Below are 17,697 nucleotides of genomic sequence, written 5' to 3' on the forward strand. Positions count from 1 at the left end.
GAGCGTGCCGCTCGCGGCGGCACCGTCAGTCCGGCGTCAGGAACGCGTCGACGATCAGCGCCCCGCGGATCCCGCGAAGCTCGTCGATGATGCGATCGATTCCCCGCGCGGTCACCGAAGGCATCTGCAGATCGTGGGGTCCCAGTGGTTCGAGCCGTCCGGTGCGAACCCGGATGACCTCCCAGCCGGCGGAGCGCAGCGCGCGATCCTTGCGGAGATCGGTCTGCTCGCGGGTGCCGACATGCTCGAGTCCGTGGCGCCCGACCGTGTCGTACTCGATCGCGACACGGAGCTCCGGCAGCAGGATGTCCGGCCACACCTCGGTATGGCGGAAGAACGGGCGAGAGACTTTGACCGCGTTGACACCGGTCGTGACGGAGATGCGGGCGGCGAGCATCGCGCGGAGTCTGGCCTCGGCGGCGGATGCCGGTGCCGGGGCGCAGACGCTGGAGAAGGCTTCGCCGGAGGGGAGATCGGGCGTCTTGCTGCAGAGGGTGAGCGGGCGTTTCGGCCGCCGGGGTATCGCGCGGGCTTCGCCCAGCACGACCGGCTGGGGCCTGGCGAGCGTCGAGCATTCCGGGCACCACGCCGACTGGCGGCGCACCCGACCGGGGCGTTCGCGCTGCTCAGCGGGGGTGGCGGCGAAACGATGGCCCACTCGGCATTCCCAGCACAACAGCACATCGGCCGCCAACGGCACCTGCGAGAGTGCGATGCCGTGATTGAGTTCGGGGTGGTACTGGCGGATCAGTTCGGGGTAGGCGGCCCACTGCGAACGATAGGTGCCGATCTCGTAGGGCACCTGCCGTCCTCGCGAGAACTGGCGTCTCGCCCACCACGACTGCACGGGTTCGGTCACGTCGGGCAACCTACCGGGCACTCCGGACATCGCCAGGAGGGGCTGGACGTGACAGACTCGCGGAGAGCAATGAGTCCGATGAACGGACAGAGGGAGTCGTCATGCCGCAGCGGATCGTGATCAGTGGCGCATCGGGCCTGATCGGCACGGCGCTCGCCTCGTCGCTGCGGTCGGACGGTGTGGAGGTGACGACCCTCGTGCGTCGCCCTCCGCGCGATCCGTCTGAGGTGCAGTGGATGCCGGGGGAGCGCGAGCTCGACCCCGATGTGCTGGCGGGCGCTGTCGCCGTGGTCGCGCTGGGTGGTGCGAGCGTCGGGCGTCTGCCTTGGACGCGACGGTATCGCCGCGAACTCGTCGAGTCCCGACTGACGGGCACCCGCACGCTCGCGACGGCGGTGCGCACCCTGCGAGACGATGCTCCGGCGTTCGTGTCGGCATCCGCTGTCGGCTACTACGGCTCGGCGCCGGGCGAGGTGCTGACCGAGGCGTCGCTCGCGGGCGACACGTTCCTGGCGCAGCTGTGCGTCCGATGGGAGCAGGAGGCGCTGCGCGCGGGGGAGCAGACGACGGTCGCGCTGCTGCGCACCGCTCCGATCATCCATCGCAAGGGTGTGCTGAAGCCGCTCATCCAGCTCACTCGCTTCGGGGTCGCCGGTCCGATCGGGCCCGGCACCCAGATCTGGCCATGGATCTCTCTCGACGATGAGGTGCGCGGCATCCGACACGTGATCGACCAGCGCCTCGAGGGGCCCGTCAACTTCACCGGGCCGACGCGTGCCTCGGCGAACGACATCGGTCGCGCCCTCGCGAAGAGGATGCGCCGACCGTTCTGGATCCCGGCTCCTGCCTGGGCCCTCCGGCTCGCGCTGAGTCGGTCGGCCGCCGATTCGCTGCTGCTCTCCGATGCGGACGTCAGACCCGGCGCGCTCGAAGGCTCGGGCTTCGAGTTTCGGCACACGACAGCCCAGCAGGCCGTCGACGCCGCGCTGTGATCGGGCGACGACGACTGCCGTGCAGGCTCAGTGCCCGTGCGGGTCGCGCCGATTGAGTGTCTCGACCACCTGCGCATAGTCTCCCCGTGCTTCGCCGTAGCGCAGGAACTTCACGTTCTCGACCTGGATCTCGGTCGCATTCGGCTGGGTCTCGATCAGGTCGACGACCTCGCTGACGAACTCGTCGAGCGGCATCGCGAACTCGCTGGTCTCCTGCCCCGGCATGAGCGAGGTGCGGACGGAGGGCGGTTCGAGCTCGAGCACGCTCACACTCGTGTCGGCGAGCTGCAGACGCAGAGATTCGCTGAGCATGTGGATGGCCGCTTTCGTCGCGTTGTAGGTGGGCGTCACGCGAAGCGGCGCGAAGGCCAGACCGGACGACACGGTCATGATCGTCGCGTCCGGCATGGTGCGCAGGTGCTCGATGAAGGCCGCGATCAGTCGGATCGGACCCAGGAGGTTGGTGGTGACGGTGGCCTCGGCGTCGTCGAGGAACCTCTCGGGCGACGTCCAGTCCTCGACCCGCATGATCCCGGCCATCGGGATGACCACGTTGAGCGAGGGGTGGGCGGCCATGACCGTCTGCGCGGCCGCGCGGATGCTGTCGGCGTCCGTCGTGTCGATCCGGACGGTGTGGATGCCCGGGTTCGCCGCGGCGATCTCGTCGAGCAGCTCGGCTCGACGCCCGCCCACGATCACGGTGTTGCCCCGATCGCTGAGCCGCAGAGCGAGGGCGAGGCCGATACCGCTCGTGGCACCGGGGATGAAGATGGTGTTTCCGCTGATGTTCATACGTCCACTCTTCGTGCTTTCGCCCAGGCCCTCCAGAGATGGCGCATCCAGGGATCGGGCGTCCCTGGATGCGCGAGGCAGAGCACGAGATACTGCAGAGGTGGACAGAGAAGCACTGGCCGAGTTCCTCGTGCGTCGCAGGGAGCAGCTGAAGCCGTCCGACGTCGGCCTCGGTGCGGGGGCGCGTCGACGCACCCCCGGGCTTCGACGCGAGGAGGTCGCGCAGCTCGCCGCCATGTCGACCGACTACTACGCGCGGCTCGAGCAGCAGCGCGGGCCGCAGCCCAGCGTACAGATCCTCGGCTCGCTCGCACGGGCGCTGCGTCTGACCCCCGACGAGCGTGACTACCTGCATCGGGTCTGCGGACACAGCGCACCGGACCGCACGATCTTCACCGACTACGTGCATCCGGGGATGCTCCGCGTGCTCGACCGGCTTCACGACACGCCCGCATTCGTCGTCTCCGCGCTCGACGAGGTGCTGATCCAGAATGACGCAGCCCGCGCTCTGCTCGGCGACGCGAGCGGTCTGGAGGGGATCGAGCGCAGTGGGATCTACCGCTGGTTCGCGCACCCGGACGACGAGCGCCGGCGGTACCCGGAGGAGGATCATCCGCGTCACAGTCGTGTGCTCGTGGCCTCCCTCCGATCCGCCTATGGCGCCCTGGGCGAGCGGTCTCGCGCCGGCGAGATCGTCCGCGAGCTCGCGTCGCTCAGCCCGGAGTTCGCACAGCTGTGGGAGGTGCACGAGGTCAGGCGGCGCTTCGAAGACCACAAGGTCCTGATCCATCCCGAGATCGGTCCGATCGAAGTCGACTGCCAGGCGCTTTTCACCGAGGACGAATCCCAGGCGCTCATCGTCCTGACAGCGGCGCCTTGCAGCGACGCCGAGAGCAAGCTCGAGCTGCTCAGAGTGCTCGGGACGCAGCGCGTCTGAGAGCCGTGACGCGCCGTCGTCCGAGGCTCTACGACCGAGACGCCTCAGGAGGCCTCAGGACTCCTCGTGCGATGCGGGATCCGCGTCGAACAGTCGCCCATCGGGGCGTCCGAGCGCCGTGATCGCCTCGACCTCCGCATCCGACAGCACGATCGCTCCGGCCGCGAGGTTCGACACCTGATGCTCGAGCGACGACGCCTTCGGGATCGCGACGGTCTCGCGTGCCACATGCCAGGCGAGCACGGTCTGCGCGGGGGAGATCCCATGGGCGGCAGCCACCTCGCCGATCACCCTCTCCTCGATGAGTTGCTTCGCCCGACCGAGAGGACTCCATGCTTCGGTGAGGATGCCGTGCTCCCGGTGGTAGGCGAGCTGATCGGTCTGCGGGAAGTACGGGTGCACCTCGATCTGGTTCACGACGGGCCTGACCCCGGTCTCCCGCTCGATGCGCTCGAGGTGCTCCGGCAGGAAGTTCGAGACGCCGATCTGCCTCACGACGCCGCGCTGCTGAGCGTCGACAAGCGCCTCCCAGGCCTGCACGTACTCGTCCTGCTGCGGGTTCGGCCAGTGGATCAGATGCAGATCGATCGCGTCGACCCCGAGCCGCGACCGGCTCTCCTCGATGCTCGTCCGCGCCTTCGCGCGCGGGTGATGGCGTCCGGGCAGCTTGGTCGTGACGATGAGCTCTGCGGCGTCCACGTCGGATGCGCGCACGCCGCGACCGACTGACCCCTCGTTCTCGTAGTTGAAGGCCGAGTCGATCAGGCGGTATCCGGCCCCGATCGCCGTGGTGACCGCATCCGCACCCGCGTCGCCGTCGAGCGCGTATGTTCCGAGTCCGAGAGCCGGAAGAGCGAAGCCGTTGTGTGCCGTGAAGTGAGGAAGAGCCGTCATGGCGCCAGCGTACGCTGGAGCGATGAGCGTGGTGCAGAGGATGGCGTCGGATGACGGTGTCCCCGATAATGCCGAGCGGTGTCCCTGTGGCTCCGGAGATCTCTTCGGCGGATGCTGCGGCCCGCTGCTCGGCGGCGCCGCTGCGCCGACGGCCGAACGCCTGATGCGCTCCCGGTTCACGGCGTTCGCGATCGGGGATGCCGCGTACCTCCTGGCGTCCTGGCATCCGTCGACCCGTCCGACCGACCTCGACCTCGACCTCGACGTGGTGTGGCGGCGGCTCGTGATCATCGATCGGGTCGACGGCGGACCCTTCGACCGAGAGGGCGTGGTCGAGTTCGAGGCGTTCTGGCGGCAGGATGCCGAGCGCGGTTCGCTGCGTGAACGGAGCCGCTTCGTGCGGGAGGAGCGCAGTTGGCTGTACCTCGACGGACAGGTCGGGTGATGGACGGGGCCGGGCAGCGACTAGATTTGAGAGCGTGAACGCCAGCCCAGAACACCAGCGCATCCTGCTCGACGTCGCCGACCTGGACCGGCGCATCGCGCAGGCTGAGCGCGCGCGCACCAAGCCGCCGCAGGCCGCTCGCATCGCCGAGCTCGTCGCCATCCGTCAGGAGCAGCTCCGAGAGCTGACGACTCTGACGGGTGTGCGCGATGACGTTCGCACCGAGCTCACGCGTCTCGAAGCCGATGTGAAGCTCGTCGAACAGCGTCGCGCCCGTGACGCCGATCGACTGGCCACAGCGACGAACTCGAAGGAGGCGCAGGCTCTCGAGCACGAGATCGCCAGTCTCGCCAAGCGCCAGAGCGATCTCGAGGATATCGAGCTCGACGTCATGGGGCGCGTGGAGGACGCAGACGCGGCGGTCGCCGCTCAGCAGGCACTGCTCGGGACGACCACCGCGGAGGGCACCGCGCTCACCGCTCAGGTCAAGGCCGACGTCGCCACTGCGACCGATCTGATCGCGCAGTTGACTCGCGACCGTGAGGCGGTCACGGCGACCCTTCCGGCGCCGCTCCTCGCCGAGTACACGCGTCGCGCTGCGAACAGTGCCGGTGCGGCGCTGCTCACCCGCGGAACGTGCGAGGGATGTCGGATCCTGCTCCCCGGCACCGACCTGAACGACATCCGCAATGCGGCAGACGACCTCGTGGTGTCCTGCCCCGAGTGCGGGTGCATCCTGGTGCGCACCGAGGAATCCGGGCTGTGATCCGCGCGCCGCGAGCGCGACGGCGGTGAGCTCGCGGCTCCAGACCGAACGTCGGATCGCCCTGGTCAAGGGCGCGACCGGTGCATACATCGCCGTGGAGCTCGACTCGGACGATGTCGAGGTCGCGCGCACAGAGCTCTCTCCGACCGAGATGCCGGTGTGGGTGGCCGAGCAGGAACGCGTCGATCCGCCCCGGTGGGTGATCCGCAGCGCCCGGGAGATCTACCCCGTGCTGCTCGCCTCGGGTGTTCTTCTCGGCCGATCGCACGATCTGGTGCTCTGCCACGCGATCCTCCGCGACACCGACACCGTCGCTCGTCCGCTCGCACCGTCCGCATCGTGGGTGCGACGCGAACCCGTCGACGACGCACCGGCATTGTTCGAGGTCGCCGAGCACAGCGATTCGCACGACCCCGTGGCGGATGCGCTCGATCAGTACCGCGAGCAGCGCCGAGTCCTGCGCGACAGCAAGGACGGGCGGCTGACCCTGCTCACGTCGGCCGAGTCGGCGGGTGGCCTCATCGCCGAGGAGATGCGCGCTGCCGGTCTGCCGTGGAACGAGTCCGTGCACGACGGCATCCTCACCGAGATCCTGGGCACTCGACCGATCGCGGGTGGCCTTCCCAGCCGCATGGTGGCTCAGGGTGAGAGGGTGCGCTCGATCCTCAGCGACCCCACGCTCAACCTCGAGAGCCAGCCGAAGCTGCTGCGCGCTCTGCACCGCGTCGGCGTGCAGGTCGAGTCGACGAGCCGGTGGGAGCTCGCCCAGCACAGCCACGCCGTGGTCGAACCGCTCCTGGCCTACAAGAAGCTGTCTCGGCTGCTGAGCGCGAATGGGTGGGCCTGGCTCGCCGAGTGGGTGCACGACGGCCGGTTCCGACCGATCTACATCACGGGCGGCGTCGTGACGGGACGATGGGCATCGGCGGGTGGCGGCGCCCTCCAGCTGCCGCGCAATCTGCGCGCCGCCGTGCGCGCTGACGACGGATGGACGCTCGTCGTCGCGGATGTCGCGCAGCTCGAGCCGCGGATGCTGGCCGGCATGGCCGGTGACCGCGCGATGGCCCGGGCGGCCCAGGGCAAGGACCTCTATGAGGGTGTCGTCGAGTCCGGCGCGGTCGCCACGCGAGAGGAGGCCAAGTACGCCGTCCTCGGGGCGATGTACGGCGCGACCACCGGTGACAGCGGCAGGTTGGTCCCTCGATTGCGCAAGGTGTACCCGCGCGCGATGGCCCTCGTCGACCGCGCCGCCCGTTTCGGAGAGGACGGGGGAGTCGTCTCGACGTGGTTGGGACGATCGTCTCCTCGCCCGTCGACGGAGTGGGAGGCGATGCAGGCTGCGGCTACGGGCGCGGATGCCGACCCTGCCGAGGTCGCCCTCGCCCGGCGTCGGGCCCGGGACTGGGGTCGCTTCACCCGCAACTTCGTGGTGCAGGGGACCGCAGCCGAGTGGTCGTTGATCTGGCTGGCTGAGATCAGGCATCGCCTGCAACTGCTCCCCGTCGCGGAGCGCGAAGCGCCGGCATCCGGGATCTTCGGCGCCCGCGCACACCTGGCCTTCTTCCTGCACGACGAGGTGATCCTGCATGTCCCGCAGGAGCAGGCGGATGCTGCGGCCGACGCGGTGCGCGAGGCCGCGGCCGTGGCCACCCGCCGCCTCTTCGGCAACTTCCCGATCGAGGTGCCGCTCGATCTCCGCATCGCGGAGTCGGCGGAGAAGTAGCGCAGCCTGGTCGTAGACTGGAGCTGTGAATGGGTCGACTGGACGGCCGCGTGGCGGGCAACCGCACCGAGGAACGTCCGGGCTCCTCAGGGCAGGACGGTGGGTAACGCCCACCCGGAGCAATCCGCGAGAAAGTGCCACAGAGAGCAGACCGCCCCGCAAGGGGTAAGGGTGAAAGGGTGGTGTAAGAGACCACCGGGGGCCATGGTGACATGGCCCGCCAGGTAAACCTCGTCCGGAGCAAGGTCAGACAGAGGATGTTGACGCGGCTCGCCGAGTCCTCGGGTAGACCGCTAGAGTGCCACGGCAACGTGTCGCCGAGAGAGATGGCCGTCGAAGGGGCGAAGAACCCCGGAACAGAACCCGGCGTACAGGTCGGCCCATTCGCACCCACCTCCTGAGCAGGGCCGCGCTGGCTTCCTGGCCGGATGCTCGATAGCGTTCGGGCATGTCGAACCGTCCTGCCGCCACGGCGCTCCTCGCGGCTCTGTCACTCGCAGCGCTCAGCGGGTGCACCGCCACGATGCCTGAGGTCGCAGCGACCACGGCAGCCGTTCAGCCCGCGGCTGTGCCGACGCCGAGCGACACGCCCGCGCCGACACCGACCCCACCCGCAGAGGCGAGTCGCTGCACGGTGCTGTCGATGATCTCGATCCCGGGATACAGCGAGGGAGACGAGGAACCCACCTTCTACGCGACATGGAACGGTGTCGCACCGGTGGACAACGGCGAGACCGACTTCGCTCGCGGCACGGTCACGCATACGTCAGACGGGCTCATCTCGACTTACACGGTCGCGGCGGGGGATGCGCCATCCGCCGTGAGGGAGCGGCTGTGCACGGACGTCTATGCGGCGATGACTTACAGCCGTCTGGGTTCGATGCTGTACCCCGGCGATGTGCTCACGCTGGGACCGGGAGCCATGGAGCCGCTCGTGACGGAGCCGTTCGTGAGCGAGCCGCAGCGTCAGTGAGAGCGGGGGAGCGTGGCGATCGCAGTTGCATTGCCGAGCAAGTCTTTTGCTTAGCTAGTTATCTTGATATGTTGTGCGCGTGACCGCGACTTCTGGGTCACCTGCCAGCAGGTCCCCAGCATGCTGGCGAGCGCCCCGCGAATTCCCCAGGTTCCCCGGGGCGCTCTTTTCTCTCGCTCACAGCATCGCCAGCGGTCGTCACGCCAGACGGTCCCGTCCCGGCTGATCCTCTCGAGGCGTGGAATCTTCGAGCTTCCTGCGCGCGAGGTTACGTCGCACCAGCGGCCAGAACAGCACGAGCACGCCGGTGGCGACGAGGCTCGTCCAGACCTGGGTGCGACCCCCTTCGCTGAACATCATCACGACGATCACCGCGGCGATGCATGCGATCAGGAGCACGTTCAGCCAGGGGTGCAGCCACATCTTGAGTTTCAGGTTCGCCACCTCTTCCGGCGTCATCTTCTGGCGGAGTCGCCACTGTGTGACGGCGATGAAGACGTACACGAACAGTGCGACCAGGCCCGCCGAGTTCATGATGAAGTCGAAGATGCCCGATCCCGGGGTGAAGAAGTTCACGAGCGTCGCGATCAGGCCGCCGCTGGTCGAGGCGAGCAGCGCCATCACCGGGACACCGCTCTTCGACCGCTTCGCCACGATCTTCGGCGCGAAGCCCTGCTCGGCGAGGGCCGCGAACATGCGCGACGCCGAGTACAGGCCAGAGTTGAGCACCGAGATCACCGCCGTGAAGATGACGAGCTGCATGATCATGCTCGCGCCCGGGATGCCGAACTGCTCGAGGGCGTAGGTGAAGGGCGCGTTGGCGACGTCGGTCGGCACAGGCAGTTCGTTCCAGGGCACCACGGTGACGATGATGAGCACCGAGCCGACGAAGAACAGCAGGATGCGCCAGATGATCGTGCTCGTCGCCTGACGGATGCCCTTGGCGGGATCCTCCGATTCGGCGGAGGCCATGACGGCGATCTCGGTGCCGAAGTACGAGAAGATCACCAGGGCCACACCCGTGAACGCGACTCCGAAGCCGTTCGGGGCGAATCCGCCGTGTTCCCAGAGGTTGGAGATCGACACCTCCGAGTTCGGCCACAGGCCGAAGGCGAACAGCAGACCCGCGCCGAGGAAGACGACGATCGCGAGCACCTTGACGCTGGCGAGCCAGAACTCCACCTCGCCGAACGCGCGCACCGAGATGATGTTCGTGCCGACGAAGATGCCGATGAGGATCAGCGACCAGGCCCATGACGGCACGGCGGGGAACCAGCTCGCCATCGTCTCGCCGCCCAGCACCGCCTCATACGCGAGGACTCCGACCCAGAAGTACCAGTACAGCCATCCCACGAGGTAGGCGGCCCAGTTGCCGAGGCCCACTCGCGCATATTCCATGAACGAGCCGATCGCCGGGCGCGACGCCGCCATCTCGCCCAGCATGCGCATGGCGAGGAAGACGAGCAGGCCGCCGATGAGGTACGACAGCACGGCGGCCGGACCCACGGCGCGGATGACGTTCCCGGATCCGACGAACAGGCTCGCTCCGATGATGCCGCCGAGGGTGATCATGGTGACGTGACGCGACCGCAGCTTCTTCGCCTGTGGTCTGTCGACGGGCACCATCCCGGCTGTCGTCTCCGGCGATACCGGCCGGTCCCATGATGATTCGGATGGTTCGTTCATCTCGACGCTGCCTTTCGTTGCCGTCCGGTCTCACCGTCGAGGCGCAGACGGGCGGGGTGCCATGGTGTCACGTCGCCGGGCCGCCGCGCGGGTGATCCGGTGAGACGCGTCGCAATCCCGGACGCGACGAAGGCCCCGCCGGATCGGCGGGGCCTTCGTCGTCTCTGTGGTCGGGGAATCAGTCGCCGGCGAGCGAAGCCGCGCCGATGATGCCGGAGTTGTTGCGGTGGATCGCCGGGACGATCGGTGTCTTGAGGTCGAGAAGCGGGAGGAAGTCACCGGCGTTCTTCGACACTCCGCCGCCGACCACGAACAGGTCGGGGCTGAAGAGGAACTCGATGTGCGAGTAGAACTTCTGCAGACGTTCCGCCCACTCCGCCCAGCTGAGTCCCTCGCGCTCGCGCGCCGAGGTGGCTGCATACGTCTCGACCGACTCGTACTCGCCGAAGTTCAGGTGGCCGAGCTCGGTGTTCGGCAGCAGGACTCCGTCGTACAGGAATGCCGAGCCGATGCCCGTGCCGAGGGTCGTGAGCAGCGTGAAGCCGCGCACATCCCGCGCCGCGCCGTGGCGGGCCTCCGCGACGCCGGCGGCATCCGCATCGTTGACGAAGACGATGTTGCGCCCGAGCCCGTCGCGGAAGAACCGCTCGGCGTCGAAGTCGATCCATTCCTTCGAGACGTTGGCGGCCGAGAGCGTCTTGCCGCGCTTGACGATCGCCGGGAACGCCACGCCGAGGGGAAGAGTCGTGTCCTTGACGTCGAGCGTCTTCAGAACCGTCTGCACGGCCTGCAGGACGTCCTGCGGTGATGCGCCCTCAGGAGTGGGTACGCGTACCCTGTCCGAGGCCATGGTGCCGTGCTCGAGGTCGACCAGACCTGCCTTGATACCCGTGCCGCCGATGTCGACGCCGATCGCTTTTGCCATGCTGGTTAGCTTAGCGACCACGCTCAGCGCCAGTAGGATCGATGACACCACGTGAAGAAGGGGATCGGCCATGTCGAACGGCGATGAGAAGTACTGGTACAACCTGGAGACCGGCCAGGTGGAATTCGGCATGATCTCCGCATCGGCCGACCGCGTCGGCCCCTTCGACACCGAGGCTGAGGCGTCTCGGGCTCCCGAGAAGCTCAAGGAGCGTTCGCGCGCCTGGGCTGAGGAGGAAGCAGCCGAGAGCGGCTGGGACGCCGGTATCGGCAAGGCCGAGTGACCGTGGACAAGCAGAGGGATTTCGTCCTCCGGACGATCGAAGAGCGCGGCGTCAAGTTCGTCCGCCTGTGGTTCACCGATGTCATCGGCACGCTCAAGTCCGTCGCCATCGCGCCGGCCGAGGTCGAGGGCGCGTTCGCCGAGGGCATCGGATTCGACGGCTCGGCCATCGAGGGCCTGACCCGCAGCTACGAGTCCGACCTGCTCGCCCAGCCCGACCCCACCACCTTCCAGACCCTGCCGTGGCGCGGCGAGATCGACCCGACCGCGCGCATGTTCTGCGACATCACGACGCCGGACGGCCGTCCTGCCGTCTCCGACCCCCGCCATGTGCTCAAGCGCACGCTCGCCAAGGCGGCGGATGCCGGATTCACGTTCTACACGCACCCCGAGATCGAGTTCTACCTCCTCAAGTCGTCGTCGTTCGGCCCTGAGGGTCCGGTTCCGGTCGACTCCGCCGGCTACTTCGACAACGTTCCCGGCGGCACGGCACACGACTTCCGCCGCCGTTCCGTGCGGATGCTCGAGGATCTCGGCATCTCCGTCGAGTTCAGCCACCACGAGGGCGGCCCGGGTCAGAACGAGATCGACCTGCGCTACGCGGACGCGTTGACGATGGCCGACAACGTCATGACCTTCCGCACCGTCATCAAAGAGGTCGCGATCGAGCAGGGCGTCTACGCCACCTTCATGCCGAAGCCGCTGAGCGGTCACCCCGGAAGCGGCATGCACACGCACATGTCGCTCTTCGAGGGCGAGCGCAACGCGTTCTATGAAGAGGGCGCCAAGTACCAGCTCTCCAAGACCGGACGACACTTCATCGCCGGCCTGCTGCGACACGCCAACGAGATGGCGGCGGTGACCAACCAGTTCGTGAACTCCTACAAGCGGCTCTGGGGCGGCGACGAGGCTCCGAGCTTCGTCACCTGGGGCCACAACAACCGCTCCGCTCTGGTGCGCGTGCCGATGTACAAGCCCAACAAGGGCGGTTCGTCGCGTGTCGAGTACCGCGCGCTCGACTCGGCAGCCAACCCGTATCTCGCGTACGCCCTCATGCTCGCGGCCGGCCTCAAGGGCATCGAGGAGGAGTACGAGCTGCCTCCCGAGGCCGAGGACAACGTGTGGTCGCTCAGCGACGCAGAGCGCCGCGCGCTCGGCTATTCTGCGCTTCCGGCGAGCCTCGACCACGCGCTCGAGTACATGGAGAGCTCCGAGCTCGTCGCCGAGACCCTCGGCGAATCGGTCTTCAACTACGTGCTGCTCAACAAGCGCAAGGAGTGGGAGGCCTACCGCGGCCAGGTCACTCCGCTGGAGCTGAAGAACAACCTCGAGCTGCTCTGAGCGTCGCCGATGGCCCGTTCGGACGACTCCGTCTCTCTCTCCGCGCTGGCCAGGCTGGGGTTCGCCGAGCTCAGTGAGGCGGCGGCGAATCTCACCGAGCTCGCGACCCTGATCGGAGTCGAGCGCTCACTTCTGCTCAGCGAGGCGGACGCGGCCGACCCCGATGCGGCGGTCGAGGGGATGCTGCGCGTGGCACGGCGCGATGCGGCACCCATCGCCGCCCTGTTCACCGACCAGCGGGCGCGCCGACGTGCGTGGCGGGTGTTCGGGGCGTCGCAGGGCTTCGCCGACTTCTTCCTGCGGCATCCGACCGAGATCTCGGTGCTCGGCGACACGTCCACCGAACTGCCGTCCGCGCACGAGCTGCGCGATCGGATGCTCGAGGCCGTCGGAGCGCGCGACGGATTCGCCGAGTCGGGCGATGACAGCGCGGTGGTCACGCTGCGTGTGGCGTATCGCCGCAACCTCGCTCTGATCGCCGCGATCGACCTGACGGCGCACAATCCTGTGCGCATCGTCGCGGATGTCGCCGCCGCGCTGGCCGATATCGCGGGCGCGGCGCTGGAGGCGTCTCTGGCGATCGCGCGTCGGCGGCTGGTCGACACGATGAGTCGCGAGCAGGTCGCAGCCACGCAGCTGGCGATCATCGGCATGGGCAAGGCGGGTGCACGCGAGCTGAACTACGTCAGCGATGTCGATGTGATCTTCGTCGGCGGAACCGCAGACGAGGACGCCGTCCCGGAGTCGCGCGCGATCGACATCGCGACCCGTCTCGCGAGGGAGACGATGCGAGGACTGAGCGGCATCGAGGTCGAGCCCCCGCTGTGGGAGGTCGACGCCGCGCTCCGTCCCGAAGGCAAGCAGGGCGCGCTCGTCCGGTCGCTCGGCTCGCACCTGGCCTACTACGACCGCTGGGCGAAGAGCTGGGAGTTCCAGGCGCTTCTGAAGGCGCGACCCCTCGCGGGCGATGCGGAGCTCGGCGCCGAGTACATCGCCGCCGTGCAGCCGAAGGTCTTCTCCAGTGCCGCGCGTGAGAACTTCGTCGACAGCGTGCAGCGCATGCGCGAGCGGGTCATGGAGCACATCGACCCCGAGGATGCCCCGTACCAGCTCAAACTCGGCTCGGGCGGCCTGCGGGACATCGAGTTCACCGTGCAGCTGCTGCAGCTCGTGCACGGCCTCACAGACCCCCGTCTGCGCACGCGGGGCACACTCGAGAGCCTCGACGCCCTGGTGGAGGGCGGCTACATCGGCCGGGCCGAGGCTGCGTCTTTCGCCGATGACTACTGCGTGCTGCGGTTGATGGAGCACAGGTTGCAGCTCCGCGAGCTCAGCCGCACCCACCTGATGCCCCGCACACCGGCGGGCCTTCGGGTGCTCGCGCGCAGCACCGGCCTGGGCGAGTCCGGTGAAGCGATCTGGGCGCGCTGGGAGAGCGTGCGGCGGGAGGTGCGCGACATCCACACCCGCCTGTTCTACCGGCCTCTCCTGAGCGCTGTGGCGGCGCTGCCGGAAGAGGAGCGCACGCTGTCCACGGCACAGGCGCACGACCGGCTCATGGCGATCGGCTTCCGGGATCCGGCCGGCGCCCTGCGCCACATCGGTGCACTCACCACCGGATTGAGCCGCAAGGCGACCATCCAGCGGCACCTCATGCCCGTGATGGTGCGCTGGTTCGCCGACGGCAGCGACCCCGACTATGCGTTGATCGCGTTCCGTCGCATCAGCGAACGCCTCGGCGACACTCCCTGGTTCCTCCGGATGCTGCGTGATTCCTCGGGCGCTGCCGAGAGCCTGACGCGCCTCCTCTCGTCGTCGCGCTACGTCGGCGAGCTCATGGAGTGGATACCCGAGTCCGTCGCCTGGCTCGACAGCAGCGAGCTGCTGCGGCCCCGCAGCGGGGCCGCTCTCGACGAGGAGGCCAGGGCCATCCAGACGCGGCACAGGAACGTCGGCGACGCGCTGCAGGCGGTGCGAGCGCTGCGGCGGCGCGAGCTGCTGCGAACGGCGATGGGCGGCGTCCTCGACGTGCTCTCGATCGAGCAGATCGCGACGTCCCTGACCGAGATCACCGACGCGACGATCCAGGCGGCGCTGCGCGCGGTCCGCCGCGAGATCGTCCCGCTCGACGATGAGGCGCTCGACTTCGCGGTGATCGGCATGGGGCGGTTCGGGGGAGCGGAGCTGGGCTTCGGCTCCGATGCCGACATCCTCTACGTGTACGACGCGAACGGCGTCGATCCGCAACGCGCGCAGACGCTCGCCACGCGCATCGTCGCCGGCCTCCGAGAGCACCTCACCGACCACCGTGTGCCGTTGGACCTCGATGCCGATCTCCGTCCGGAGGGACGCAACGGACCCGTCGTCCGATCGATCGACGCGTATGCGGAGTACTACCGGCGCTGGTCGCTCTCCTGGGAGGCTCAGGCACTCCTGCGGGCGAGAGGCGTGGCGGGCAGCGCGACTCTCATCGAGAAGTTCACCGCCCTCGCCGACAGCATCCGCTACCCCGCCGAGATCGACCTGCAGGGAACCCGCGAGATCAAGCGCATCAAGGCGCGAGTCGAGGGAGAGCGGCTGCCTCAGGGAGTCGATCCTCGTCGACACCTGAAGCTCGGTCCGGGCACGCTGAGCGACGTCGAGTGGCTGGTGCAGCTGCTCCAGCTGCAGCACGCCCATGACGTACCGGCCCTGCGCACCACGTCGACGCTCACGGCGCTCCAGGCGGCCGTCGACGCAGGCTACGTTCCCGCCGAATCCGCCGATCTCCTCCGGGCCGCGTGGCTGCTGTCGAGCCGTCTGCGATCTGCGATCACCCTCTACACGGGCAAGACGAGCGACGTGCTCCCGACGGATCCGCGCGACCTCGACGCCATCGGTCGGCTGCTCGGGTACCCCGACCGTTCGGCGAGCATTCTCGATGACGACTACCTCGGCGTGACCCGGCGTGCGCGCCGGGCATTCGAGCAGCTCTTCTACGGCTAGCCTGGCTCCATGACGATCTCGAAGCTCGGTGTGATCTGGAACCCCTCGAAGGTCGACGGGGACTCGCTGCGCGCAGCCGTCGCCGAGACCTTCGTCTCCGACGGTGTCGGCACTCCTGTCGAGTGGTGGGAGACCAGCATCGAGGACCCGGGGCGGGGAATGGCCGCCGAAGCTGTGGCCGCAGGCTGCGACGTGGTGATCGCCGTCGGCGGCGACGGCACCGTCCGGGCGGTCGCTGAATCGTTGGCGGGCACGGACGCCGCGCTGGGCATCGTGCCGCAGGGCACGGGCAACCTGCTCGCGCGGAACCTCGAGATCCCCCTGAACGACATCCCCGCCGCGTTGGTTCGGGTGCGCGACGGCGAGCCGCAGCGGATCGACATGGGCTGGGTCGACCACGACGGCACCGAGCACGCGTTCGTGGTGATGGTCGGTTTCGGCATCGACGCGCAGATGCTGGTCGAGACCGACGAGGACCTGAAGAACCGAGCCGGATGGATCGCCTACGTCGAGGCGATGGGACGTGCTCTCGCCGGCACCGAGATGACCGACATCACCCTGACGCTCGACGATCAGGAGCCGCAGGGGCTTCGCGGTCACACCATGCTGATCGGCAACTGCGGCATGCTGCAGGGCGGCATCCGTCTCCTGCCGGATGCGGTGCTCGACGACGGACTGCTCGACATGCTGCTCGTGAGCGCCGAAGGGCCCCTCCAGTGGCTCGACACCGTCCGTGCCTTCGTCTGGGAGAACGGCATCCGTCGCATGATGGGCAATGTCGACACCGCTGTGAGCACCGACTCGACGACGCACATCTCCGCGGAGCGGGTGCGCGTGCAGCTCGCGTCACCGCAGATGTTCGAGATCGATGGCGAAGAGGTCGGACACGTCTCCGACTTCACCGTGCGGGTCCAGCCCGCCGCCCTCACCGTTCGCTGAGGGTTCCCGGTGGGACGACCTTGCTGTCCTGCGTCGGGAAGACGACCTTCTGCACGATGATGATGATGCTCGCGGCGACGGGGATGGCGACGAGTGCGCCGAGGATCCCGCCGAGTGCGCCACCGGCGACGGCCGCGATCACCACGAGTGCTCCGGGAACGGCGACCGCCTTGTTCATGATTCGCGGGGACAGGACGTATGCCTCGATCTGCATGTAGACGAGGTAATAGCCGAACGCGATGAGAGCGGTCACCGGGCTCACGATGAGGCAGATCAGCGCATTGATGATCGAGGCGCTCAACGTTCCGACGAGCGGGATCATCGAGCCGATGAAGGCGATCAGCGCGAGAAGCGCCGGCACGGGGGCTCCGATGATGCTCAGCACGATCAGGCTCAGGATGCCGTTGATGAGCGCCAGGCTGGCCTGCCCCATCACGTAACGCCCGACGGCGCCGGAGACGTCTTCAAGGAGCCCTCCGAAGGTGTCGCGCTGGTAGGACGGGACGAAGCGCACCGCGACGCGCTTCATGCTGCGCAGCGAGGCCATGAAGTACAGGGTCAGGATGAGCACGATGGTGACGCCGGTGAAGCCGCCGGCGATGCCGGCGCCGACCGCGAAGACTCCGCCGCTGATGTTGAGTATGTTGCCCGGATCCTGGACGAAGCTCAGCACGCCCTGCGCCGCGTCGTCGAAGGTGGAGCCGAACTGCTCGCTCACGTCCTTGAACCAGGCGCTGGCCATGAAGTCCTCGACCATCTTCGGGCCGTCCTGGATCAGGTTGGTCACCTGCTCGATGAGAAGAGGCACGATGGCCAGGATGATGCCGGCGAAGACCAGGATCACGACGGACACGACGATGGCGACGGCGGCCGGGCGAGGGAGCTTGCGTTCGATGAACGAGACGATCGGGTCGAGCCCGAGTGCGAGGAAGATCGCCACCCCGATGTAGACCAGCACCGTGGCGAGCTGGTTGACGATTCCGCCGAGCATCAGCGCGACGAGCACACCCAGAGCACCGAGGAGGCCGAACATGAACGGGTTGATCCGGGCGATCGCCGCGGCCGCTGTCTTCGGCTGCGCGGGAGGAGTCTCGGTGGTGTGGACCCTCTTCGGCTGCAGCCTGTCGTACTTGCGGCGCATGATGGCCCCCCACTTGT

The 17,697-nt window shown here is 68.2% G+C and carries 16 protein-coding genes and 1 other RNA gene; 11 read left to right on the forward strand and 6 right to left on the reverse strand.

Going from position 1 to position 17,697, the window contains the following annotated elements; all coding sequences use genetic code 11:
• Positions 1 to 25: 25 nt before the first annotated feature.
• A complete protein-coding gene (locus ACZZZQ_RS16125; RefSeq protein ID WP_463507929.1) occupies positions 26 to 859 on the reverse strand; it encodes a zinc-ribbon domain-containing protein in 834 nt (277 codons plus the stop codon).
• A 101-nt stretch (positions 860 to 960) separates the two neighbouring features.
• On the opposite strand from ACZZZQ_RS16125, the gene ACZZZQ_RS16130 reads away from it, so the two are divergent.
• Positions 961 to 1,851, forward strand: a complete 891-nt coding sequence (locus ACZZZQ_RS16130; RefSeq protein ID WP_053096309.1) for a TIGR01777 family oxidoreductase — start codon at positions 961 to 963, stop codon at positions 1,849 to 1,851.
• A gap of 27 nt (positions 1,852 to 1,878) precedes the next feature.
• Here ACZZZQ_RS16130 and ACZZZQ_RS16135 read toward each other — a convergent pair whose 3' ends face one another.
• Entirely contained in the window at positions 1,879 to 2,643 is a 765-nt protein-coding gene (locus ACZZZQ_RS16135) for an SDR family oxidoreductase (RefSeq protein ID WP_463507930.1), read from the reverse strand.
• Positions 2,644 to 2,743: 100 nt separating this feature from the next.
• Between ACZZZQ_RS16135 and ACZZZQ_RS16140 the strand changes: the two genes are divergently transcribed.
• Positions 2,744 to 3,580, forward strand: a complete 837-nt coding sequence (locus tag ACZZZQ_RS16140; protein ID WP_463507931.1) for a helix-turn-helix transcriptional regulator — start codon at positions 2,744 to 2,746, stop codon at positions 3,578 to 3,580.
• A 54-nt stretch (positions 3,581 to 3,634) separates the two neighbouring features.
• On the opposite strand, the gene ACZZZQ_RS16145 is transcribed toward ACZZZQ_RS16140, so the two are convergent.
• Positions 3,635 to 4,474: an aldo/keto reductase gene (locus ACZZZQ_RS16145; RefSeq protein ID WP_053096303.1), complete on the reverse strand. Its 840-nt coding sequence runs from the start codon at positions 4,472 to 4,474 to the stop codon at positions 3,635 to 3,637.
• Between the two features lie 22 nt (positions 4,475 to 4,496).
• Here ACZZZQ_RS16145 and ACZZZQ_RS16150 point away from each other — a divergent pair, with 22 nt between their 5' ends.
• The 5 genes from ACZZZQ_RS16150 to ACZZZQ_RS16170 all read left to right on the forward strand — a co-directional run bounded on the left by ACZZZQ_RS16150 (position 4,497) and on the right by ACZZZQ_RS16170 (position 8,381).
• Complete coding sequence (locus tag ACZZZQ_RS16150; RefSeq protein WP_053096300.1) at positions 4,497 to 4,919, forward strand: YchJ family protein; 423 nt, start codon at positions 4,497 to 4,499, stop codon at positions 4,917 to 4,919.
• 34 nt (positions 4,920 to 4,953) lie between these two features.
• Positions 4,954 to 5,685, forward strand: coding sequence for a zinc ribbon domain-containing protein (locus tag ACZZZQ_RS16155; protein ID WP_463496905.1), 732 nt, complete (start codon positions 4,954 to 4,956; stop codon positions 5,683 to 5,685).
• Between the two features lie 25 nt (positions 5,686 to 5,710).
• Entirely contained in the window at positions 5,711 to 7,408 is a 1,698-nt protein-coding gene (locus tag ACZZZQ_RS16160) for a bifunctional 3'-5' exonuclease/DNA polymerase (RefSeq protein ID WP_463507932.1), read from the forward strand.
• 30 nt (positions 7,409 to 7,438) lie between these two features.
• Positions 7,439 to 7,795, forward strand: an RNA gene (gene rnpB / locus ACZZZQ_RS16165) — RNase P RNA component class A.
• Positions 7,796 to 7,856: 61 nt separating this feature from the next.
• On the forward strand, positions 7,857 to 8,381 hold the full coding sequence (locus ACZZZQ_RS16170) for a hypothetical protein (RefSeq protein WP_400341057.1): 525 nt from the start codon (positions 7,857 to 7,859) through the stop codon (positions 8,379 to 8,381).
• Between the two features lie 198 nt (positions 8,382 to 8,579).
• Here the strand turns inward: ACZZZQ_RS16170 and ACZZZQ_RS16175 are convergent, their stop codons facing one another.
• Together ACZZZQ_RS16175 and ppgK are read right to left on the reverse strand one after the other, a co-directional pair.
• Positions 8,580 to 10,067 (reverse strand): amino acid permease, encoded by a 1,488-nt coding sequence (locus tag ACZZZQ_RS16175; RefSeq protein WP_463507933.1) that lies wholly within the window; start codon positions 10,065 to 10,067, stop codon positions 8,580 to 8,582.
• A 178-nt stretch (positions 10,068 to 10,245) separates the two neighbouring features.
• Positions 10,246 to 10,992 (reverse strand): polyphosphate--glucose phosphotransferase, encoded by a 747-nt coding sequence (gene ppgK, locus ACZZZQ_RS16180; protein WP_053096292.1) that lies wholly within the window; start codon positions 10,990 to 10,992, stop codon positions 10,246 to 10,248.
• Positions 10,993 to 11,062: 70 nt separating this feature from the next.
• Here ppgK and ACZZZQ_RS16185 point away from each other — a divergent pair, with 70 nt between their 5' ends.
• From ACZZZQ_RS16185 to ACZZZQ_RS16200, 4 genes are read left to right on the forward strand one after another with little or no spacing between them, the layout of a single operon-like run.
• On the forward strand, positions 11,063 to 11,275 hold the full coding sequence (locus ACZZZQ_RS16185) for a hypothetical protein (RefSeq protein WP_053096290.1): 213 nt from the start codon (positions 11,063 to 11,065) through the stop codon (positions 11,273 to 11,275).
• A gap of 2 nt (positions 11,276 to 11,277) precedes the next feature.
• Positions 11,278 to 12,615, forward strand: a complete 1,338-nt coding sequence (gene glnA / locus ACZZZQ_RS16190; RefSeq protein ID WP_042541155.1) for a type I glutamate--ammonia ligase — start codon at positions 11,278 to 11,280, stop codon at positions 12,613 to 12,615.
• Between the two features lie 9 nt (positions 12,616 to 12,624).
• On the forward strand, positions 12,625 to 15,600 hold the full coding sequence (locus tag ACZZZQ_RS16195) for a bifunctional [glutamine synthetase] adenylyltransferase/[glutamine synthetase]-adenylyl-L-tyrosine phosphorylase (protein ID WP_285365437.1): 2,976 nt from the start codon (positions 12,625 to 12,627) through the stop codon (positions 15,598 to 15,600).
• Positions 15,601 to 15,609: 9 nt separating this feature from the next.
• A complete protein-coding gene (locus ACZZZQ_RS16200; RefSeq protein ID WP_320488402.1) occupies positions 15,610 to 16,539 on the forward strand; it encodes a diacylglycerol/lipid kinase family protein in 930 nt (309 codons plus the stop codon).
• Here ACZZZQ_RS16200 and ACZZZQ_RS16205 read toward each other — a convergent pair.
• Positions 16,526 to 17,680 carry an AI-2E family transporter gene (locus ACZZZQ_RS16205; protein ID WP_082586596.1) on the reverse strand — a complete coding sequence of 385 codons (1,155 nt, stop codon included), beginning with the start codon at positions 17,678 to 17,680 and terminating at the stop codon, positions 16,526 to 16,528. The two genes, ACZZZQ_RS16200 and ACZZZQ_RS16205, sit on opposite strands and share 14 nt — an antisense overlap.
• Positions 17,681 to 17,697 lie beyond the last annotated feature (17 nt).

This window comes from Microbacterium sp. AC132 (assembly GCF_979258525.1).

What these genes read in the sequence shown, in the direction of transcription:
- ACZZZQ_RS16200 (WP_320488402.1), top strand. Translation starts at nt 15,610, where the DNA reads ATGACGATCTCGAAGCTCGGTGTGATCTGGAACCCCTCGAAGGTCGAC.
- ACZZZQ_RS16170 (WP_400341057.1), top strand. Translation starts at nt 7,857, where the DNA reads ATGTCGAACCGTCCTGCCGCCACGGCGCTCCTCGCGGCTCTGTCACTC.
- ACZZZQ_RS16195 (WP_285365437.1), top strand. Translation starts at nt 12,625, where the DNA reads ATGGCCCGTTCGGACGACTCCGTCTCTCTCTCCGCGCTGGCCAGGCTG.
- ACZZZQ_RS16135 (WP_463507930.1), bottom strand. Translation starts at nt 2,643, where the DNA reads ATGAACATCAGCGGAAACACCATCTTCATCCCCGGTGCCACGAGCGGT.
- ACZZZQ_RS16130 (WP_053096309.1), top strand. Translation starts at nt 961, where the DNA reads ATGCCGCAGCGGATCGTGATCAGTGGCGCATCGGGCCTGATCGGCACG.
- ACZZZQ_RS16145 (WP_053096303.1), bottom strand. Translation starts at nt 4,474, where the DNA reads ATGACGGCTCTTCCTCACTTCACGGCACACAACGGCTTCGCTCTTCCG.
- ppgK (WP_053096292.1), bottom strand. Translation starts at nt 10,992, where the DNA reads ATGGCAAAAGCGATCGGCGTCGACATCGGCGGCACGGGTATCAAGGCA.
- ACZZZQ_RS16185 (WP_053096290.1), top strand. Translation starts at nt 11,063, where the DNA reads ATGTCGAACGGCGATGAGAAGTACTGGTACAACCTGGAGACCGGCCAG.
- ACZZZQ_RS16150 (WP_053096300.1), top strand. Translation starts at nt 4,497, where the DNA reads ATGAGCGTGGTGCAGAGGATGGCGTCGGATGACGGTGTCCCCGATAAT.
- ACZZZQ_RS16205 (WP_082586596.1), bottom strand. Translation starts at nt 17,680, where the DNA reads ATGCGCCGCAAGTACGACAGGCTGCAGCCGAAGAGGGTCCACACCACC.
- ACZZZQ_RS16175 (WP_463507933.1), bottom strand. Translation starts at nt 10,067, where the DNA reads ATGAACGAACCATCCGAATCATCATGGGACCGGCCGGTATCGCCGGAG.